Below are 15,419 nucleotides of genomic sequence, written 5' to 3' on the forward strand. Positions count from 1 at the left end.
ATAAGTGTCTTTTCTTAGGTAGGACTCATTACTCAACTTGAGCAGGAAGGCATTCATTCGTCGCCAATATTTAGCAATACTTTGTATAGAGAGGAATAGATGATATGAAAGTACTGATTGCGATGGACTCCTTCAAGGAAAGTTTATCATCTTTAGAATGCGGTAAAGCCATTTGTGAAGGGATTCGGGAAGTTTATAAAGAGGCAGAAATTGTAGCAGTCCCAATTGCCGATGGAGGGGAAGGGACAATTGAAGCGCTTGTTCATGCGGCCGAAGGTGAATGGGTTGAAAAAGAAGTAATTGGCCCTCTAGGAACGCCTATTCAAGCACAATATGGTATTTTAGGGCAAAACCATGCAGCGGTGATAGAAGTATCAGCAGCTTGTGGATTGCCACTCGTTCCGAAAAATAATCGAAATCCGTATGTAACAACGACATATGGAGTTGGACAGCTCATTTGTGATGCCATTGATAAAGGTTGCCGTGAATTTGTGATTGGACTTGGGGGAAGTGCAACAAACGATGCGGGAATCGGAATGCTTCAAGCATTAGGTTACTCTTTTAAGGATGGGAATAATAAAGAGGTTGGATTTGGCGGTCATGTACTTCAGCAAATCCAAACGATTGATACGAGTAATGCTCACCCCCTCTTAAAAACTTGCACATTTAAAATTGCTTGTGATGTTAATAATCCACTATATGGTGAAAATGGAGCTGCTTATGTCTATGGACCGCAAAAAGGAGCGACACCGGAAATGGTAGAAGTGCTGGATTCCGGACTGAAACAATTTGCTACGATTTTACATCGTGAATGTAAAATACATATTCATGATGTGCCTGGTGCAGGAGCTGCTGGTGGACTTGGAGCTGCGTTTATTGGATTCTTACATGCACAGCTATACTCAGGCGTTGATATCATTATGGATATGATAGGCATTGAACAAAAAATGCAAGATGCCGATCTAGTTATTACTGGTGAGGGGAGACTAGATGGTCAAACCTCAAGAGGGAAGGCGCCATTAGGAGTAGCTAAAATTGCGGAAAAGCATGGAGTTCCAGTCATTGCTTTGGCCGGAGCAGCTACACAGCAGGCATCGATATTAAATGAGATGGGAGTGACGTCTTACTTTTCGATTTTGAATGAACCAATGCTAGTGGAAGAGGCAATGGATGCTCGTATTACATTTGAAAATTTAAGATCAACAACGATTCAATTATTTAAGTTGATTGCCGCAATGAAAGAATAATCGCTGTTACTGATTTCATGATATTGCATTATATCCCCTCATACAAGCATATAGTAGCTTGTAAGGGGGGATTTTTTTGGCTGTATTTCGAGCTCGCCATACACGGCAAGGCCCTTTACCGTTTCGATATGTCGTATTGCTTTCTTTTGTATTTTTTATTTTCTCAACGATGTTTGGACTTTGGATTGTAAATAAAGGAATCAAACCAATGCTTATGGACTATGCAGAATCACAAACGAAGAAAATAGCGCCGATGGTCATTAACAAAGCCATTAAGGATGTGATTCCGAATGTGAAAGATATAAATGAAATATTAGAAATTGTTCCGAATGGAGCAGGCGGTTCAGCCGTTAAGTATAAAACAGATATTATTAATCAGACGCAAGCCGATCTTTCAAGAGCGATCCAATTGAATTTAAAACAGGCGGAAATTGGCAACTTAGAGGCACTCCAGGCAGAGACAGGGATTGAAATTGATTATGAAAAATCAAACGAAGGGGAAGGGATTGTCTATTCATTCCCATTAGGACAAGCGACGAATAATGCCTTGCTCGGTAACCTTGGACCGCGAATTCCAATTCGTTTTACGCCAATTGGAAGTGTAAGTACGAATGTGGATATGAATGTGAAGCAATATCCGATTAATAATATGTTTGTTGATGTCATAATTGAAGTGGAAGTGACCGTCCAAATTATTATTCCAATCGGCACGGAACAAACCGTTGTCAAACAGAAAGTTCCGATCGCTGGAGGGCTGTATCCAGGTCAAGTTCCTCAATTTTACAATGGTAATGGTGGAACGAACCCATCAATCCAGTTGCCAACCATTCCGTAAAGTTAAGAAAGAAATATTAGTTCATTCATAAACCTTCTCAAAATCGGATGGGGGTAGAGGCGCAGAAGAGTTGAGTAGCCTGAGTGAGGGTAACAACGATAATTCCAGTTAAAAGGTTCTTTTTCCGAAGCGAAGATGAGTGTCTAGTTATTTTCGTTGGTATTGCTTTGAATAGGAGTAATACTTTCATTGTTAGCGGTTTGCTGGCAATCGGGAGCTACATACCCGGTGGAGAACCGACATTATAAGAGTAATGATAGAATCTCTGTCATGGCTCTTTTTTATGTCTAAATTGGTCTGTACCTCCAAAAGCATTTTAGCGCATAGGAAGCGTAGGAGGAAGTAGGGAAAATTCCATCTTTTCATTATTGCTGCCTGTATTAGTCAATGAAACGTGGCTGGTGCGGCGCAGAGATTGTCGCGGGCACATTGCTACTTGCCAAAGGCAATCAAATTCATTCAGTTGCATTTATTTGGGACGTAGCTAAAGATATTTAATTGAACCCGTAATGGTGGGGAGTTCAATAAAAATGAAGTTAGAAATTAGATTGCAACTTATTAAAGTGTATTTTTGACAGATTGGTGACAAAAAGTTATACTAATTTTTAAATTGAGTAAATAATCTGAAAACAAGAGAGGAGGAAGATATATGGAGAAGCGCGCACAATTTACTTCTCGTGCTGGTTTTATTTTTGCTGCGGTTGGTTCAGCGATTGGACTCGGGAATATATGGAGATTCCCTGCGGTAGCATATGAAAATGGAGGCGGAGCATTTTTTCTACCTTATTTATTTGCACTCTTAACGGCAGGGATTCCTCTTTTAATTCTTGAGTTCACGATTGGACATAAGTATCGTGGTTCATCACCTTTGTCTTTAGCAAGAATTAGTAGGGGAGCAGAATGGATCGGTTGGTGGCAAATTGGAATCTCTTTCGTTATTGCAACGTATTACTCTGTCATTATTGCATGGGCAATGGCGTATACGGTCTTTTCATTCAAACTGGACTGGGGCAAGGATACAACAAGCTTTTTAATTGAGGATTATTTACAAGTTGGAGACCCGGCTTCGATGGGAAGTTTTGTTCCTGGTGTTTTTATTCCACTCGTGCTCGTTTGGATAATTGTGCTTGGGATTTTATTTGCCGGAGTCAGAAAAGGGATTGAATTAGCAACAAAAATTATGATTCCTTTATTGGTCTTCTTATTTTTAATTATTGTTATTCAGGCACTTACACTAAATGGAGCAGTAGAAGGATTAAATCAATTTTTTAAACCGGATTGGAGCAGTATTTTTAATGGAAAAGTTTGGGTAGCCGCATACGGACAAATTTTCTTCAGTTTATCGATTGGATTTGCTATTATGATTACTTATTCAAGTTATTTACCGAAAAAAGCGGATATTACCAATAGTGCTTTTATTACAGGGTTTGCCAACTCTTCCTTTGAATTGCTTGCAGGGTTCGGTGTGTTCGCAGCTTTAGGATTTATGGCAGCACAGCAAGGAGTAGGTGTTGATGAGGTTGTCAAAAGTGGGGTTTTACTCGCTTTTGCTGCATTTCCAACGATTATTAATGAACTGCCGGCTTTTCAGCAAGCGTTTGGAATTCTCTTCTTCGTATCATTGACGCTCGCTGGACTAACATCGCTCATCTCCATTCTTGAGACCTATGTAGCAGGAATTCAAGAAAAATTCAATATGTCACGCTCGATGGCTGTTTCTATCGGTGGTGGGCTAACCGCGCTTATTTCCCTGTTTTTTGCAACACAAAATGGATTAAATTTACTTGATGTCGCTGATTATTTTATTAATAATTTTGGGGTTGCAATGGCAGGCTTATTCGAAGTTATTTTTATCGCTTGGTTTGCTAAACAGCTTAAGCCACTTCAAGCACATGCAGATGCAGTTTCAGATATTAAGCTTGGTGCTTGGTGGAGAATTAGTTTATCCGTCATTACCCCGGCGGTACTTGGGTATATGATGTACGATAATTTAAAGCAAAATTTAATGGGCGATTATGGTGGCGGCGATTATTCGCGTGAATTTCTCTTTAATTATGGTTGGACCGTTGCGCTCGCCGCTATCTTCTTCGGAGTGCTCCTTACAATGAAGCCATGGAAACAAGTGACGCTTGATGAGAAGGAGGGGTTATGATGAGTGGCAGTGCGATCACAATGATGATTATTGGAGTTCTCATCATCTGGGGAGGCTTAGGGGCCAGTGTAGCATTAGCAATTTTGAAGGCGAAAGAAAGTAAAAGAAAGGGATAAAGCAAAGGGGCTTTGGATTTCATCCGAAGCTCCTTCTACTTTTTCCCCATTCTTTCCCATCTTTTCAAATGTGGATATGGATCAAAGGAAAATTCATTTTTTCCATTGTCTTTATACATGCCAAAATGTAAATGGGGTGGGAATTTACCTGCTGTTCCAGGCGGGCCATATCCTGAGCTACCAACGCTTCCAATGATTGTTCCTGGCTGAACAATGTCGCCTATTTTTACGTCTTTTGCAAATCCGTTTAAATGAGCGTAGTAGTGGTACGTATTGTTTACATCACGAATCCCAATTCGCCAACCACCAAACTTATTCCAGCCTTTTAATTCGACAACTCCATAGGCAACAGCTTGAACAGGGGCTCCATAATTGGCGAAAATATCCGTTCCTTCATGGATTCTTCGACCTCCCCAGCCTCTGCGCGCTCCCCATGTACTATTGTATGAGTAATGATGCCCTTTCAAAATAGGAAATGCTTTCTCATTCAAATCAATTCGATCGAATTGTCGATACAATTTTACGTTTGTCATAATTGCGTTAACCGATTGATCACGATGGTAATATTCCCATAAAGCAAGTCTAAATGCGTTATCATTCACACCAAATTTGGAAATATAGTGTGCCAATGTATAAAGAAGATCCTCATGATTATTTTTATCAGATTTTCCGTCTCCGTCTCCGTCCAGCCCCATACCGCCAAATATTCCAATCGTTAGTGGATTTTGATCATTTTGATTTGGATTTGTTGGACCTATCCATTGTTGCTCGGATAAATAATAACCCGTAATGCTATCGGGCTTAGGCAAATCTTTACGGACAAAGCGAATGCTTCTTTCAAATTGATCGATTGCTGCAATATAGTACCAAGGAACCTGTGCTGCCGCTTCTGTTTTTTTATAAAGTTCCATTCGTTGTTTATACATTTCAGCATCCGAAAGCTCTGCCGCGTTTATCTGCCAAGGGAGAATGAAAAAGAGAAGGAGACCGAACAGAAAATGTTTCACGGAATTGTTCGCCTCTTTTCTAATATGAATCAGCCTTAATTATTTCCCTTTTTCTAATTCCATTCGATAATCGTTCTTTTCTAAATGGAAGTTCGTACGGTCATTTGTTTCTCCATTTGCATTTTCACCATCATTTAAATGCCTGCCTTGGGGTGAACGTTCAAGCATAAGTTTCACCGTCTTTTTTACGGTCTCATCTTTATCCGTTGATCTTGTGTTCAAAGAAGCGATATTTGCAATGTTTTGTCTAAGTGATGGGTCATCAGTGACATATATATGGTACCAACGTGGAACGGCAGACAGTGCAATCTTTTTCACTTGGTCTGCGGTTTCAAATCGTGCCTGTTCTTCCTCATTATGAATTTCATATGCGACTAACACCTCTTGATCAGTGACAAGAACACTAGCGTCGACAACATTTGGAAGCGTGATCGCAATTTTACTAATATTATTTGCGACTTCCTCCCTATTCATTAATTGAACTTCACGCGCTTCAGGCTTATTATCTGTAACGGATGTTTTTACTTGGCGAACAAAACCAAATTGTTCATCGTTCATTTCCTGGTTATACACTTCATTCTCTCTTTCAAGGTGTATCGTGTTATCCCCTTTTTCATATAAGTTTCTCTTTTCTGCAACTGTGCCACAGGCAGTTAAGAGAGCAATCGTAGCAAGAAATGGGATGGTTCGCTGCAATTTCATTGTAAAACCTCCTTCTTTGCATAGGTTGTGCAGGAAAATGATAATTTTTCATAGAAAAAGTTGGATGATAGGATATAATTGATAATGACTGGTGAAAAGTAGGTGAAATAAATATGATCACGATTAATAATCAACATTATGAGGTCGTTGAGGAATTTCGGGATGGATTTAATGAAGAGGCGATCCGTGACCGTTATAGTGATATTCTTGCGAAATATGATTACATCGTAGGTGACTGGGGATACGGTCAGCTACGTTTGAAAGGCTTTTTCTCCGATCATAATCAAAAGGCATCATTTGATACAAAGATTGGAACGCTAAAGGAATATTTGTATGAATATTGTAATTTTGGCTGTGCTTATTTTGTTTTGAAGAAAATGGATAAATAAGATGAGCTTGCCCAATTTTGAACAAGCTCGATGAAAACTAACTATTTTCATACGGTTGCTGTGTTTCTCTTTCCGGATCATCATGGGTTGGATGCGCATCCGGGGCTTTGCGTGGCTTGTTTTCGTGCATCGATTTGAATTCATAATTGAAGGCACTGTATGATCGTTGTCCTTCTTTCCACGGAGTTGATTTATTTTCAACCTGGGTATATTCCCCGCGTGGAGCACCATATGCACCTTCAGGCATTTCTTCAGGGATGACATAATTTTTCTTTGTTTCGGCATTTGATACGTCGGTATATTGGACGTTTTCGTCAGTAAACATAGATGCAGGCCCCCTTTTATTTCTTAACATGTCCAGATGGGGAAATGTCATTCATAGGGCGATTTTTTTCATTAATTGGAGGTTTGGAAATGTATTTTGTTGATCGACAAAAAATGGAAGAAACATTAACATTTATGGAAAATCAGCTTTCTATCATAAAAAAACATCGTACATGGGAATCAGAACTAGAACAATTAGCGCTTGAGCGTCTTGCCCATACGGTGATCGAAGCAATTCTTGATACAGGCAATGCGATGATTGATGGCTTTATTATGCGTGATCCTGGAAGTTATGAAGACATTGTTGACATTTTATTGGATGAAAAAGTAATAACTGATCAGTTAAGTGTCGCTTTGAAAGAGCTTATTTTATATCGGAAAATGCTCGTTCAACAATATGTACAAGTAGATCATTTGGCATTGCAGCAATTGCTGTCTGAAAAAATGCCAGTTATTGAACAATTTCCAGATCGTGTGAGAACGTATTTAACAAATGAACTTGGACCAATATCAGCATTTGTAAAATAAAAGATGCGCTTTCGATCGTGAAGGCGCTTTTTCATTTAGGGGGCGAAAATGGCATGAAAAAAAAGTATGAGGGGTATTTAATCGATCTCGATGGGACGATGTATCGGGGAACAGAAAAAATTGCTGCTGCAATCGAATTTGCCGAGCAATTAAATGCAAAACAAATCCCACATTTATATGTGACAAATAACTCGTCAAAAACACCAGAGCAAGTTGCGCTTCATTTACAACAATTTGGGATTGAGGCAACGGCTGAGCATGTCATCACAACAGCGATGGCAACCGCTCAATATTTGAAACAGACAAAGCCGGCAGCTAAGGTATTTATGATTGGTGAGGAGGGACTACGAACGGCTCTCCTGGAAAAGGGTTTAACACTTACAGACGATAATCCAGATGTAGTTGTTGTTGGACTTGATCGTACTGTTGATTATGAAAAACTTGCAATCGCAACGTTAGCAGTAAGGAATGGTGCGCTATTTCTTTCAACAAATGGCGATGTGGCGATTCCGACGGAAAGAGGACTTATGCCGGGAAATGGTGCAATTACATCGGTTATAACGATCTCAACGGGGATTAAACCAATTTTTATTGGCAAGCCCGATTCGATCATGATGGAGCAAGCACTTGCGATTTTAGGGACGGAAAAAGCAGCAACTTTAATGGTTGGAGATAATTATGATACAGATATTTTGGCGGGAATAAATGCCGGGCTTGACACTTTACTCGTTCATACAGGGGTAACAACGAAGGAGCATTTAAAAGGGAAGGATATTCAGCCGACCTATGCGATTGCTTCGTTGGAGAAGTGGAATTGGTAAATTTGATAAACGCGAAAAAAGGTATAATCCAGTGAGGTGGCACCCCCTAAAAGTTAGAGTTTTTATTATGCAGCTGATTGGCTAGATTGAGTTCGGTATTCGACCGGACTCAGTCCAGTCAATTTTACTTTTGATCGTACGTGATTATACTTTTTTGATTACTTAATTTATCCCCAATTGTAATGGCATTTCTTTCTAGCTCCAGTCGCCCGGCGACTAACAAACTTCACGAATTGCCCTACATTGGCGCGCCTCTCGAACTCACTGTGTTTAGGTCAGCAGACAGCAGGTCACAACGGTGTTACCACAGGACGTGACGAATTATCCTCTTTCTTGCAAAAGAAAGTACGTCGTTAAAGGCTTTTGTGCTTTTATTAAGCTAGGGGAGCGTATATGATCGCCGCTTAATTAGGAACCCCATCAATAAGTTTCCGGGTCTAATGGACAGCAATGGCTGCTATAATAGAAATTGAGTCGATAAGGCCGCGTTTAATGGACAGCAATGACCGCTTTAATAGAAGTTGAGTCGATAAGGCCGCGTCTAATGGACAGCGATGACTGTTTTAATAGAAGTTGAGTCGATAAGGCCGCGTTTAATGGACAGCAATGGCTGCTTTAATAGAAATTGAGTCGATAAGGCCGCGTCTAATGGGCAGCGATGGCTGCTTTAATAGAAGTTAAGTCGATAAGGAAGCGTCTAATGGACAGCAATGGCTGCTTTAATAGAAGTTGAGTCGATAAGGCCGCGTTTAATGGACAGCGATGACTGTTTTAATAGAAGTTGAGTCGATAAGGCCGCGTTTAATGGACAACAATGGCTGCTTTAATAGAAATTGAGTCGATAAGGAAGCGTCTAATGGACAGCGATGACTGTTTTAATAGAAGTTGAGTCGATAAGGCCGGGTCTAATGGACAGCAATCGCTTCTTTAATAAAAATTGAGTCGATAAGGAAGCGTCTAATGGACAGCAATGGCTGCTTTAATAGAAATTGAGTCGATAAGGCCGGGTCTAATGGACAGCGATGACTGTTTTAATAGAAGTTGAGTCGATAAGGCCGCGTTTAATGGACAACAATGGCTGCTTTAATAGAAATTGAGTCGATAAGGAAGCGTCTAATGGACAGCAATGGCTGCTATAATAGAAATTGAGTCGATAAGGCCGCGTCTAATGGACAGTAATGGCTGCTTTAATAGAAATTGAGTCGATAAGGCCGCGTCTAATGGACAGTAATGACCGCTTTAATAGAAGTTAAGTCGATAAGGCCGGGTCTAATGGACAGCAATGACTGTTTTAATAAAAATTGAGTCGATAAGGAAGCGTCTAATGGACAGTAATGACTGTTTTAATAGAAGTTGAGTCGATAAGGAAGCGTCTAATGGACAGCGATGACTGTTTTAATAGAAGTTGAGTCGATAAGAAAGCGTCTAATGGACAGCAATGTCAGCTTTAATAGAAATCAGGTCGATAAGATCGCGTCTAATGGACAGAGATCACTGATTACTTATGAAACCTGTCCATAAGTAAGACATGGCTAACAGACAGATACCAACCGCTGCTTATTAGTTAACCGTATAACCTCGAAGAATTAATAAGTATTGGAGTGGATTCCGAAATTTTCACTAAACACGACTTTAGCTGATAGTTGTACAACCTCCATTTTATGAGGAAAATCACAGCGTTAACAGTAAAAAAACTAAAACCCAAAAATGTTGATTTAGCAGCATTCTCGGGTTTTAAATTGGACTTTTTATATTTCTCCTTTTGCACTGTGGGCAAGTCTACTTGATGCGGCAGCCGCAATTGCACCGACAATATCATCGAGGAAAGTGTGGCAATTTCCGGACGAATGATCATTTAATTTTTTCAAAATACCGGGCTTTTGCTTGTCGATAAACCCGTAGTTCGTAAAACCAATTGATCCGTATACATTGACGATTGAAAACGCAAGAATTTCATCGACACCATACAAGCCTTCGTCACTGGAGATGATCGATTGTAACGGCTCCTCTAGCTTACCTTGCTCGGCAAGAATGTCTAATTGAATGCCAGTCAGTATTGCATTTTGAACTTCACGTTTTTCTAATACACGTTCGATATTATAAACACATTGCTCCATTTTTAGGCCTGGATGATATTTTTCTTGTAAATACATGACAAGTTCACCAATATCTTCAACCGTTACCCCTCGCTCTTGTAAATAACGGCGGGCCGTTTTTTCCAATGTGCTCATTTTTCTTTTCTCTTCCATTTGTCTCACCCTTTTTCTTTGGTTACAATCTTATCTAAGATTACAAACTTTATTACATCATCTCCCTCCACTGTACATATATTTTATGATGGGGAGGGAAAATGAATGCCTATGGACATTATTGAAAAATACTTTGGGCTCAAGCCACACTCTACCATTCAGGATGGTATGTGGACGCGCTATGTCATGGATGATTTACTTTATACAATTGTACCTGTTACGAATTTCGAAGAAGATACATTAATTGAATTATATGAGATGTCTGAGCATATGGCAAAGTATGGGGATCGAAGAGTGTCTGTTTTCGTAGCTAGTCTCGATAATAAATATTTAATTACACATAAAGAGCAAGACTATGTACTTTTAAAAAATAAATATGTGACAAGTTCGCGAGGGAAAAATACAGGGAGAATGTTGGCAAAATTTCATGAGCGTGGGAAAACACTTACTAGCGCTCCGTCCACTGTAAGTCGAATGGGACAATGGAAAGAATATTGGATAAAAAGACTTGAGCAGTTGGAACAAGTTTGGCAAGCGACCGTAGCTGAACGGCCAGATGAAGAGTTTGAAAAAGTATTTATCGACTCTTTTCCATATTATTTAGGGCTATGTGAAAATGCGATTCAATATGTAACAGATACGGAAATGGATGTAGGATCGGACATGGGTGAAAGGGGAACGATTTGTCACGAGCAATATCGCGAGGAAACATGGGCAGGATCAATCAAAATTAGAAGCCCTTTTGACTGGGTATATGATCATCATAGCCGTGATGTCGCTGAATGGATTAGAGATTGTTATTTTAAAAATAGCCGCTCGTTTCAGCCGGCAATGAATCAATTTCTACAAGGATATCAATCAATTGCGCCATTATCGGATCTGTCTTGGCGATTGACCTATGCCAGATTGCTGTTTCCCCTTCATTATTTTTCTTGTGTAGAAGAATATTTTATTGGGAGTTCGCGTTGGTCAAAAGCAGAGCTAGTTACAAATTTACGTAAATACATTCGTGACTCCACTGATTATGAATTATTTCTTAAACATTTTTATCAATTAGCCGGCGCAAAAAAATTTCCTATTTTAGATTGGTTATGAAATAAAAAAAGCGATCCATTTAGTGGATCGCTTTGATATTAAAATACTTGTTCAACTTCTAAAATGCCTGGAACTTCTTCTACAAGAGCACGTTCAATTCCCGCTTTTAATGTAATCGTCGAACTCGGGCATGTTCCGCAAGCACCTAACAGGCGTAGTTTTACAACTCCATCTTCTACATCAACGAGCTCACAATCTCCACCGTCACGAAGTAGGAAGGGACGAAGTTTATCTAATACTTCCTGTACTTTATCGGTAATAGTCGCTTCTTCATACATTGATATCGACTCCTTTCTTTATAAACATTATAAACAGTATTGAGAAAAAAATCTAGATAACAGGCTATAATGGAAGAAAAGGGGGAAGCTCGATGAGAAAGAAACTCGATATTTTCGTTTATGGTGCTGAACAAATTTGTGCAAGCTGCGTCGGCTTACCGTCATCACGTGAAACGTACGAATGGCTTGAAGCCGCAATTAGTCGGAAATATCCTAACCAGCCTTTCTCCATCTTTTATATTGACATTTTTAACCCACCTAATGAAAAACATCAACAAATTTGTTTGCAAATATTGGAAGATGATATGTTTTATCCTGTTGTGAAAATTGCGGGTCGGATCGTCGGGGAAGGGAATCCACGTTTGAAAAATATTTTTACTGTCATGGAGCAATATGGTTATCGCTAAGGCAAGAAAAAATTGATTTTCATACGGAAGTGAAAGACCGTCTTAGCAGAAATAAAAAACTGTCCTTCAAATGTGAACTGAAAGACAGTTTTCAAGCGGAAGTCTAACTACTAGCGTAGACTTCGTTTTCATATTTTCTTATCCCTTATGATACTTATACATCCAAAGAACGCCGGATTTAAGAATTCGTGCAATTCTTCCCGTGATTGCCCGCTCATTCATTAGCCCGAAACCTTGCTTTTTCCCGAGCGATCCAAGGACGCCTTTAAGTTTAATGGTCGGCAGTGATTCAGGAAGTTCTTTTCCTTCCCAACGCCTTTGCATGATTTGGACAATTTGTTCTGCTTGTCCTTCAGCTAATTGGGCACTAGGCGCATACGGAAGGCTTGCACAGTCGCCAACAACGTAGACGTTCTCATACTTTGGAATGTAATGATGCTTCGTTAGGACAACCCTTCCTTGTCCGTCTTTTTCAACGTCAAGATCTCGTACAATTTTATTTGGCTGAATTCCTGCCGTCCAGACGACAACATCTGTTGAAACGGGGCGATCATGATTGTAAATAAGACCTTGTTCTACCTTTGTAATATTTGCTTCATTAATGACTTCAACACCGTTTGTATGAAACCAATTTTGAACGTAGCGGCTGATTCTTTCTGGAAAAGAAGAAAGAATGGTTTTTCCGCGGTCGAATAATTTTATTGTTAAATCAGGTCGACTTTCTCGAAGTTCACTTGCCAGTTCGATTCCGCTTAGTCCTCCACCAACAATGCTAACGATAGAGCTAGCTGGTAGATTATTAAGCGTCTGGTATGTTTCCCGAGATTTTCCGATCGTTTGAATGCTATGAGAGAATACATCTGCACCTGGTACATTATGGAATTTATCTTCGCAACCAAGACCGATGACCAATTCGTCGAATGTCAATGGCTCTCCATCAGAAAAATAAATAACGCTTTCTTTTAGGTCGATTGTTTCAATTTCACCATATCTCTTTTTTAAACGTGGATGTTCCGGAAAGGTTACGCGCACATCTTGATCCGAAACAGTTCCAGCGGCAAGCGCATAATATTCGGTTTTTAAACAATGGTAAGGCACACGATCAACGAGTATAATTTCAATATCATCTGGTAGTTGATTTGGGAGTAACTCGCGTAAAATGCGCATATTCCCGTATCCAGCCCCAAGCAAAACTAATTTTTTCATGCAAATATCCCCTTTTGCCGTCTTCTTAGATCGATGCTCAATCAAAATGAACATTGCTACGCTCTATTGTAATGTATTTATCCCATGTAAAAGTATAGCGGATTCAGCTTTTATATACAACCGATCCCAAAGAATCAAGCTTTTTCTTTTGACTATCAAAAGCGAAAGGAGTAGGATAATAGTGTTAATGGGGTGATGGAAATGAATCCGATCATTGAATTTTGCTTGAGCAATCTTTCAAGTGGTGGATACGAAGCGATGGAAATTCTAGAGCAAGACCCAGATTTAGATATCGTCGAATATGGCTGCTTAGATCATTGCGGAATTTGTGATGAAGGCTTATTCGCATTAGTAAATGGTGATGTCGTGAAAGGTACTTCCCCCGAGGATCTCGTACGAGCCATTTATCAATATATTGAAGAAAATCCGATGTTTTAGCACCTCTGTCTATTGAGAATGAATACGATGGGGTATATACTGTAAATAATATCAGCAATTGCTGGGATGAGAGGAGTGCAGATGATGAGTTCAATTATTACGTTGACAGAAGCAGCTGCTTTGCAAATCAAAGATATGATGAAACATAATGGAGAAGAAGGCGCTTATTTCCGTTTTTCCATTAATGGGGGCGGATGCAGCGGTTTATCATACGGCATGAGCTTGGACCAGGAAAAGTCTGAAACAGATCATTTCTTTGAGCAAAATGGCATAGAAATTGTCATTGATGAGGAAAGTGCACCACTTTTAGTGAATACTGTGATTGATTATAAACAATCTCTCATGGGCGGCGGTTTCACAATCGATAACCCGAATGCCCTCGTATCCTGTGGCTGCGGTTCGTCGTTTCGAACAGCGAAAGTGACGGGGACGCCGGAGAATTGTTAAACATTTGAGCCTGGGCGATTGCTCGGGTTCTTTTTTTGCATGAAAATAGGAAAGGCATAGCTCATTAAGAGTATGCCTCTTTTATCTTAATGTTCAAACATTGACGTGCTGTGCATTGGTTGCAGTCTTGCTTTTGGATCAATATATGCTTTTGCGTTGCTAACGGCTGTTGGTGCTTCGCCAAAACCTGTTGCAATCAGCTTTACTTTTCCTTCATATGTCGTAATGTCACCTGCTGCATAAATGCCAGGGATGTTTGTTTCCATTTTGCTATTCACGACGATTGAATTTCGTTCAATTTCGAGTCCCCAGTTTTTAATTGGACCAAGGGAAGAAACGAACCCATAGTTACAAATAACTTCATCGACTTCAAGCGATTTTTGTTCATCGCCTCTTACTTCTTGAAGAATAATTTCTTTAATGGCGTCTCCATCATGTACAATATTTTCAGCTGTAAACGGAGTAATAATCTCAACTGCTGAATTTTGCAGTTGAACAACGCTGCTTTCATGTGCACGGAATTTATCGCGGCGGTGAACCAACGTAACTTTTTCAGCAATTGGCTCAAGCATAAGTGCCCAGTCAACAGCAGAATCTCCGCCACCAAGAATTGCTACTTTTTTTCCAGCAAATTTATTCATGTCATCGATAAAATAATGTAAGTTCTTTCCTTCGTAACGATTAGCTTCCTCAATTTCTAGGCGTCGCGGTTGGAAAGCACCAATTCCACCCGTAATAATGATCGCTTTAGTGTAATGAATCTCTTCAGTTGTTGTAAGTTTAAAACTTTCATCTTCAAGCTTTTCTAGATTTTCAACCGTTTGTCCTAGACAAATGGTTGGGGAAAATAATGTAAGTTGCTCTTTCAAATTATTTACAAGGTCTTGTGCTTTAATTTTCGGGAAACCAGCAACATCATATATATATTTCTCAGGATAGAGAGTAGCAAGCTGTCCACCAAGCTGTGGAAGGCTTTCAATAATTTTCACGCTTGCATCTCGCATTCCGCCATAAAATGCAGTGAATAGTCCTGCTGGGCCTCCTCCTATTATTGTTATATCATATATTTTTTTATCTTCTTTCAAAGGAAATCCCTCCTGATTTGCTAAAAATCCTTTCTATCATACCATATACGCTTTCATCTATCACTATCTGTAACTTTAGGAATAGCGTGAATA

General features: G+C 39.7%; 18 protein-coding genes and 1 riboswitch. Of the genes, 11 read left to right on the forward strand and 7 right to left on the reverse strand.

What is annotated here, in order from left to right; translation table 11 throughout:
- Positions 1-104: 104 nt before the first annotated feature.
- From KHA95_RS10615 to KHA95_RS10630, 4 genes are all read left to right on the forward strand, one after another.
- Positions 105-1,247: a glycerate kinase gene (locus tag KHA95_RS10615; RefSeq protein WP_213137457.1), complete on the forward strand. Its 1,143-nt coding sequence runs from the start codon at positions 105-107 to the stop codon at positions 1,245-1,247.
- 76 nt (positions 1,248-1,323) lie between these two features.
- Positions 1,324-2,082, forward strand: coding sequence for a sporulation protein YunB (gene yunB / locus KHA95_RS10620; protein WP_213137458.1), 759 nt, complete (start codon positions 1,324-1,326; stop codon positions 2,080-2,082).
- A gap of 46 nt (positions 2,083-2,128) precedes the next feature.
- Positions 2,129-2,310, forward strand: a riboswitch (Lysine riboswitch).
- A gap of 421 nt (positions 2,311-2,731) precedes the next feature.
- Positions 2,732-4,234 carry a sodium-dependent transporter gene (locus KHA95_RS10625; protein ID WP_213137459.1) on the forward strand — a complete coding sequence of 501 codons (1,503 nt, stop codon included), beginning with the start codon at positions 2,732-2,734 and terminating at the stop codon, positions 4,232-4,234.
- On the forward strand, positions 4,234-4,350 hold the full coding sequence (locus KHA95_RS10630; protein ID WP_213137460.1) for a methionine/alanine import family NSS transporter small subunit: 117 nt from the start codon (positions 4,234-4,236) through the stop codon (positions 4,348-4,350). The genes KHA95_RS10625 and KHA95_RS10630 overlap by 1 nt, the downstream gene beginning before the upstream one ends.
- A gap of 35 nt (positions 4,351-4,385) precedes the next feature.
- Here the strand turns inward: KHA95_RS10630 and KHA95_RS10635 are convergent, their stop codons facing one another.
- Positions 4,386-5,357, reverse strand: coding sequence for a M23 family metallopeptidase (locus tag KHA95_RS10635; protein WP_349305457.1), 972 nt, complete (start codon positions 5,355-5,357; stop codon positions 4,386-4,388).
- Positions 5,358-5,396: 39 nt separating this feature from the next.
- Positions 5,397-6,059, reverse strand: coding sequence for a YhcN/YlaJ family sporulation lipoprotein (locus KHA95_RS10640; RefSeq protein ID WP_213137461.1), 663 nt, complete (start codon positions 6,057-6,059; stop codon positions 5,397-5,399).
- Between the two features lie 113 nt (positions 6,060-6,172).
- On the opposite strand from KHA95_RS10640, the gene KHA95_RS10645 reads away from it, so the two are divergent.
- A complete protein-coding gene (locus KHA95_RS10645; RefSeq protein WP_213137462.1) occupies positions 6,173-6,448 on the forward strand; it encodes a YutD family protein in 276 nt (91 codons plus the stop codon).
- Between the two features lie 37 nt (positions 6,449-6,485).
- Here the strand turns inward: KHA95_RS10645 and KHA95_RS10650 are convergent, their stop codons facing one another.
- Positions 6,486-6,773: a cytosolic protein gene (locus KHA95_RS10650; RefSeq protein WP_213137463.1), complete on the reverse strand. Its 288-nt coding sequence runs from the start codon at positions 6,771-6,773 to the stop codon at positions 6,486-6,488.
- 89 nt (positions 6,774-6,862) lie between these two features.
- Between KHA95_RS10650 and KHA95_RS10655 the strand changes: the two genes are divergently transcribed.
- Together KHA95_RS10655 and KHA95_RS10660 are read left to right on the forward strand one after the other, a co-directional pair.
- Complete coding sequence (locus KHA95_RS10655) at positions 6,863-7,300, forward strand: DUF86 domain-containing protein (protein WP_213137464.1); 438 nt, start codon at positions 6,863-6,865, stop codon at positions 7,298-7,300.
- 53 nt (positions 7,301-7,353) lie between these two features.
- Entirely contained in the window at positions 7,354-8,121 is a 768-nt protein-coding gene (locus KHA95_RS10660; protein WP_213137465.1) for a TIGR01457 family HAD-type hydrolase, read from the forward strand.
- Positions 8,122-9,869: 1,748 nt separating this feature from the next.
- Here KHA95_RS10660 and KHA95_RS10665 read toward each other — a convergent pair.
- Positions 9,870-10,370, reverse strand: a complete 501-nt coding sequence (locus tag KHA95_RS10665) for a phosphatidylglycerophosphatase A family protein (protein WP_213137466.1) — start codon at positions 10,368-10,370, stop codon at positions 9,870-9,872.
- A gap of 105 nt (positions 10,371-10,475) precedes the next feature.
- On the opposite strand from KHA95_RS10665, the gene yutH reads away from it, so the two are divergent.
- Positions 10,476-11,465, forward strand: coding sequence for a spore coat putative kinase YutH (gene yutH, locus KHA95_RS10670; protein ID WP_213137467.1), 990 nt, complete (start codon positions 10,476-10,478; stop codon positions 11,463-11,465).
- 38 nt (positions 11,466-11,503) lie between these two features.
- Here yutH and KHA95_RS10675 read toward each other — a convergent pair whose 3' ends face one another.
- On the reverse strand, positions 11,504-11,743 hold the full coding sequence (locus KHA95_RS10675) for a NifU family protein (RefSeq protein WP_213137468.1): 240 nt from the start codon (positions 11,741-11,743) through the stop codon (positions 11,504-11,506).
- Between the two features lie 92 nt (positions 11,744-11,835).
- On the opposite strand from KHA95_RS10675, the gene KHA95_RS10680 reads away from it, so the two are divergent.
- Positions 11,836-12,150 carry a YuzD family protein gene (locus tag KHA95_RS10680; protein ID WP_213137469.1) on the forward strand — a complete coding sequence of 105 codons (315 nt, stop codon included), beginning with the start codon at positions 11,836-11,838 and terminating at the stop codon, positions 12,148-12,150.
- Between the two features lie 138 nt (positions 12,151-12,288).
- Here the strand turns inward: KHA95_RS10680 and KHA95_RS10685 are convergent, their stop codons facing one another.
- A complete protein-coding gene (locus tag KHA95_RS10685; RefSeq protein WP_213137470.1) occupies positions 12,289-13,356 on the reverse strand; it encodes an NAD(P)/FAD-dependent oxidoreductase in 1,068 nt (355 codons plus the stop codon).
- Between the two features lie 201 nt (positions 13,357-13,557).
- Here KHA95_RS10685 and KHA95_RS10690 point away from each other — a divergent pair, with 201 nt between their 5' ends.
- A complete protein-coding gene (locus KHA95_RS10690; protein ID WP_213137471.1) occupies positions 13,558-13,794 on the forward strand; it encodes a YuzB family protein in 237 nt (78 codons plus the stop codon).
- Between the two features lie 84 nt (positions 13,795-13,878).
- Positions 13,879-14,241, forward strand: a complete 363-nt coding sequence (locus KHA95_RS10695) for a HesB/IscA family protein (protein ID WP_213137472.1) — start codon at positions 13,879-13,881, stop codon at positions 14,239-14,241.
- Positions 14,242-14,327: 86 nt separating this feature from the next.
- Here KHA95_RS10695 and KHA95_RS10700 read toward each other — a convergent pair whose 3' ends face one another.
- On the reverse strand, positions 14,328-15,326 hold the full coding sequence (locus KHA95_RS10700; RefSeq protein WP_213137473.1) for an NAD(P)/FAD-dependent oxidoreductase: 999 nt from the start codon (positions 15,324-15,326) through the stop codon (positions 14,328-14,330).
- Between the last annotated feature and the right edge of the window lie 93 nt (positions 15,327-15,419).

It is taken from the genome of Bacillus sp. FJAT-50079, assembly GCF_018343515.1.
Classification (GTDB): domain Bacteria; phylum Bacillota; class Bacilli; order Bacillales; family Bacillaceae_C; genus Lederbergia.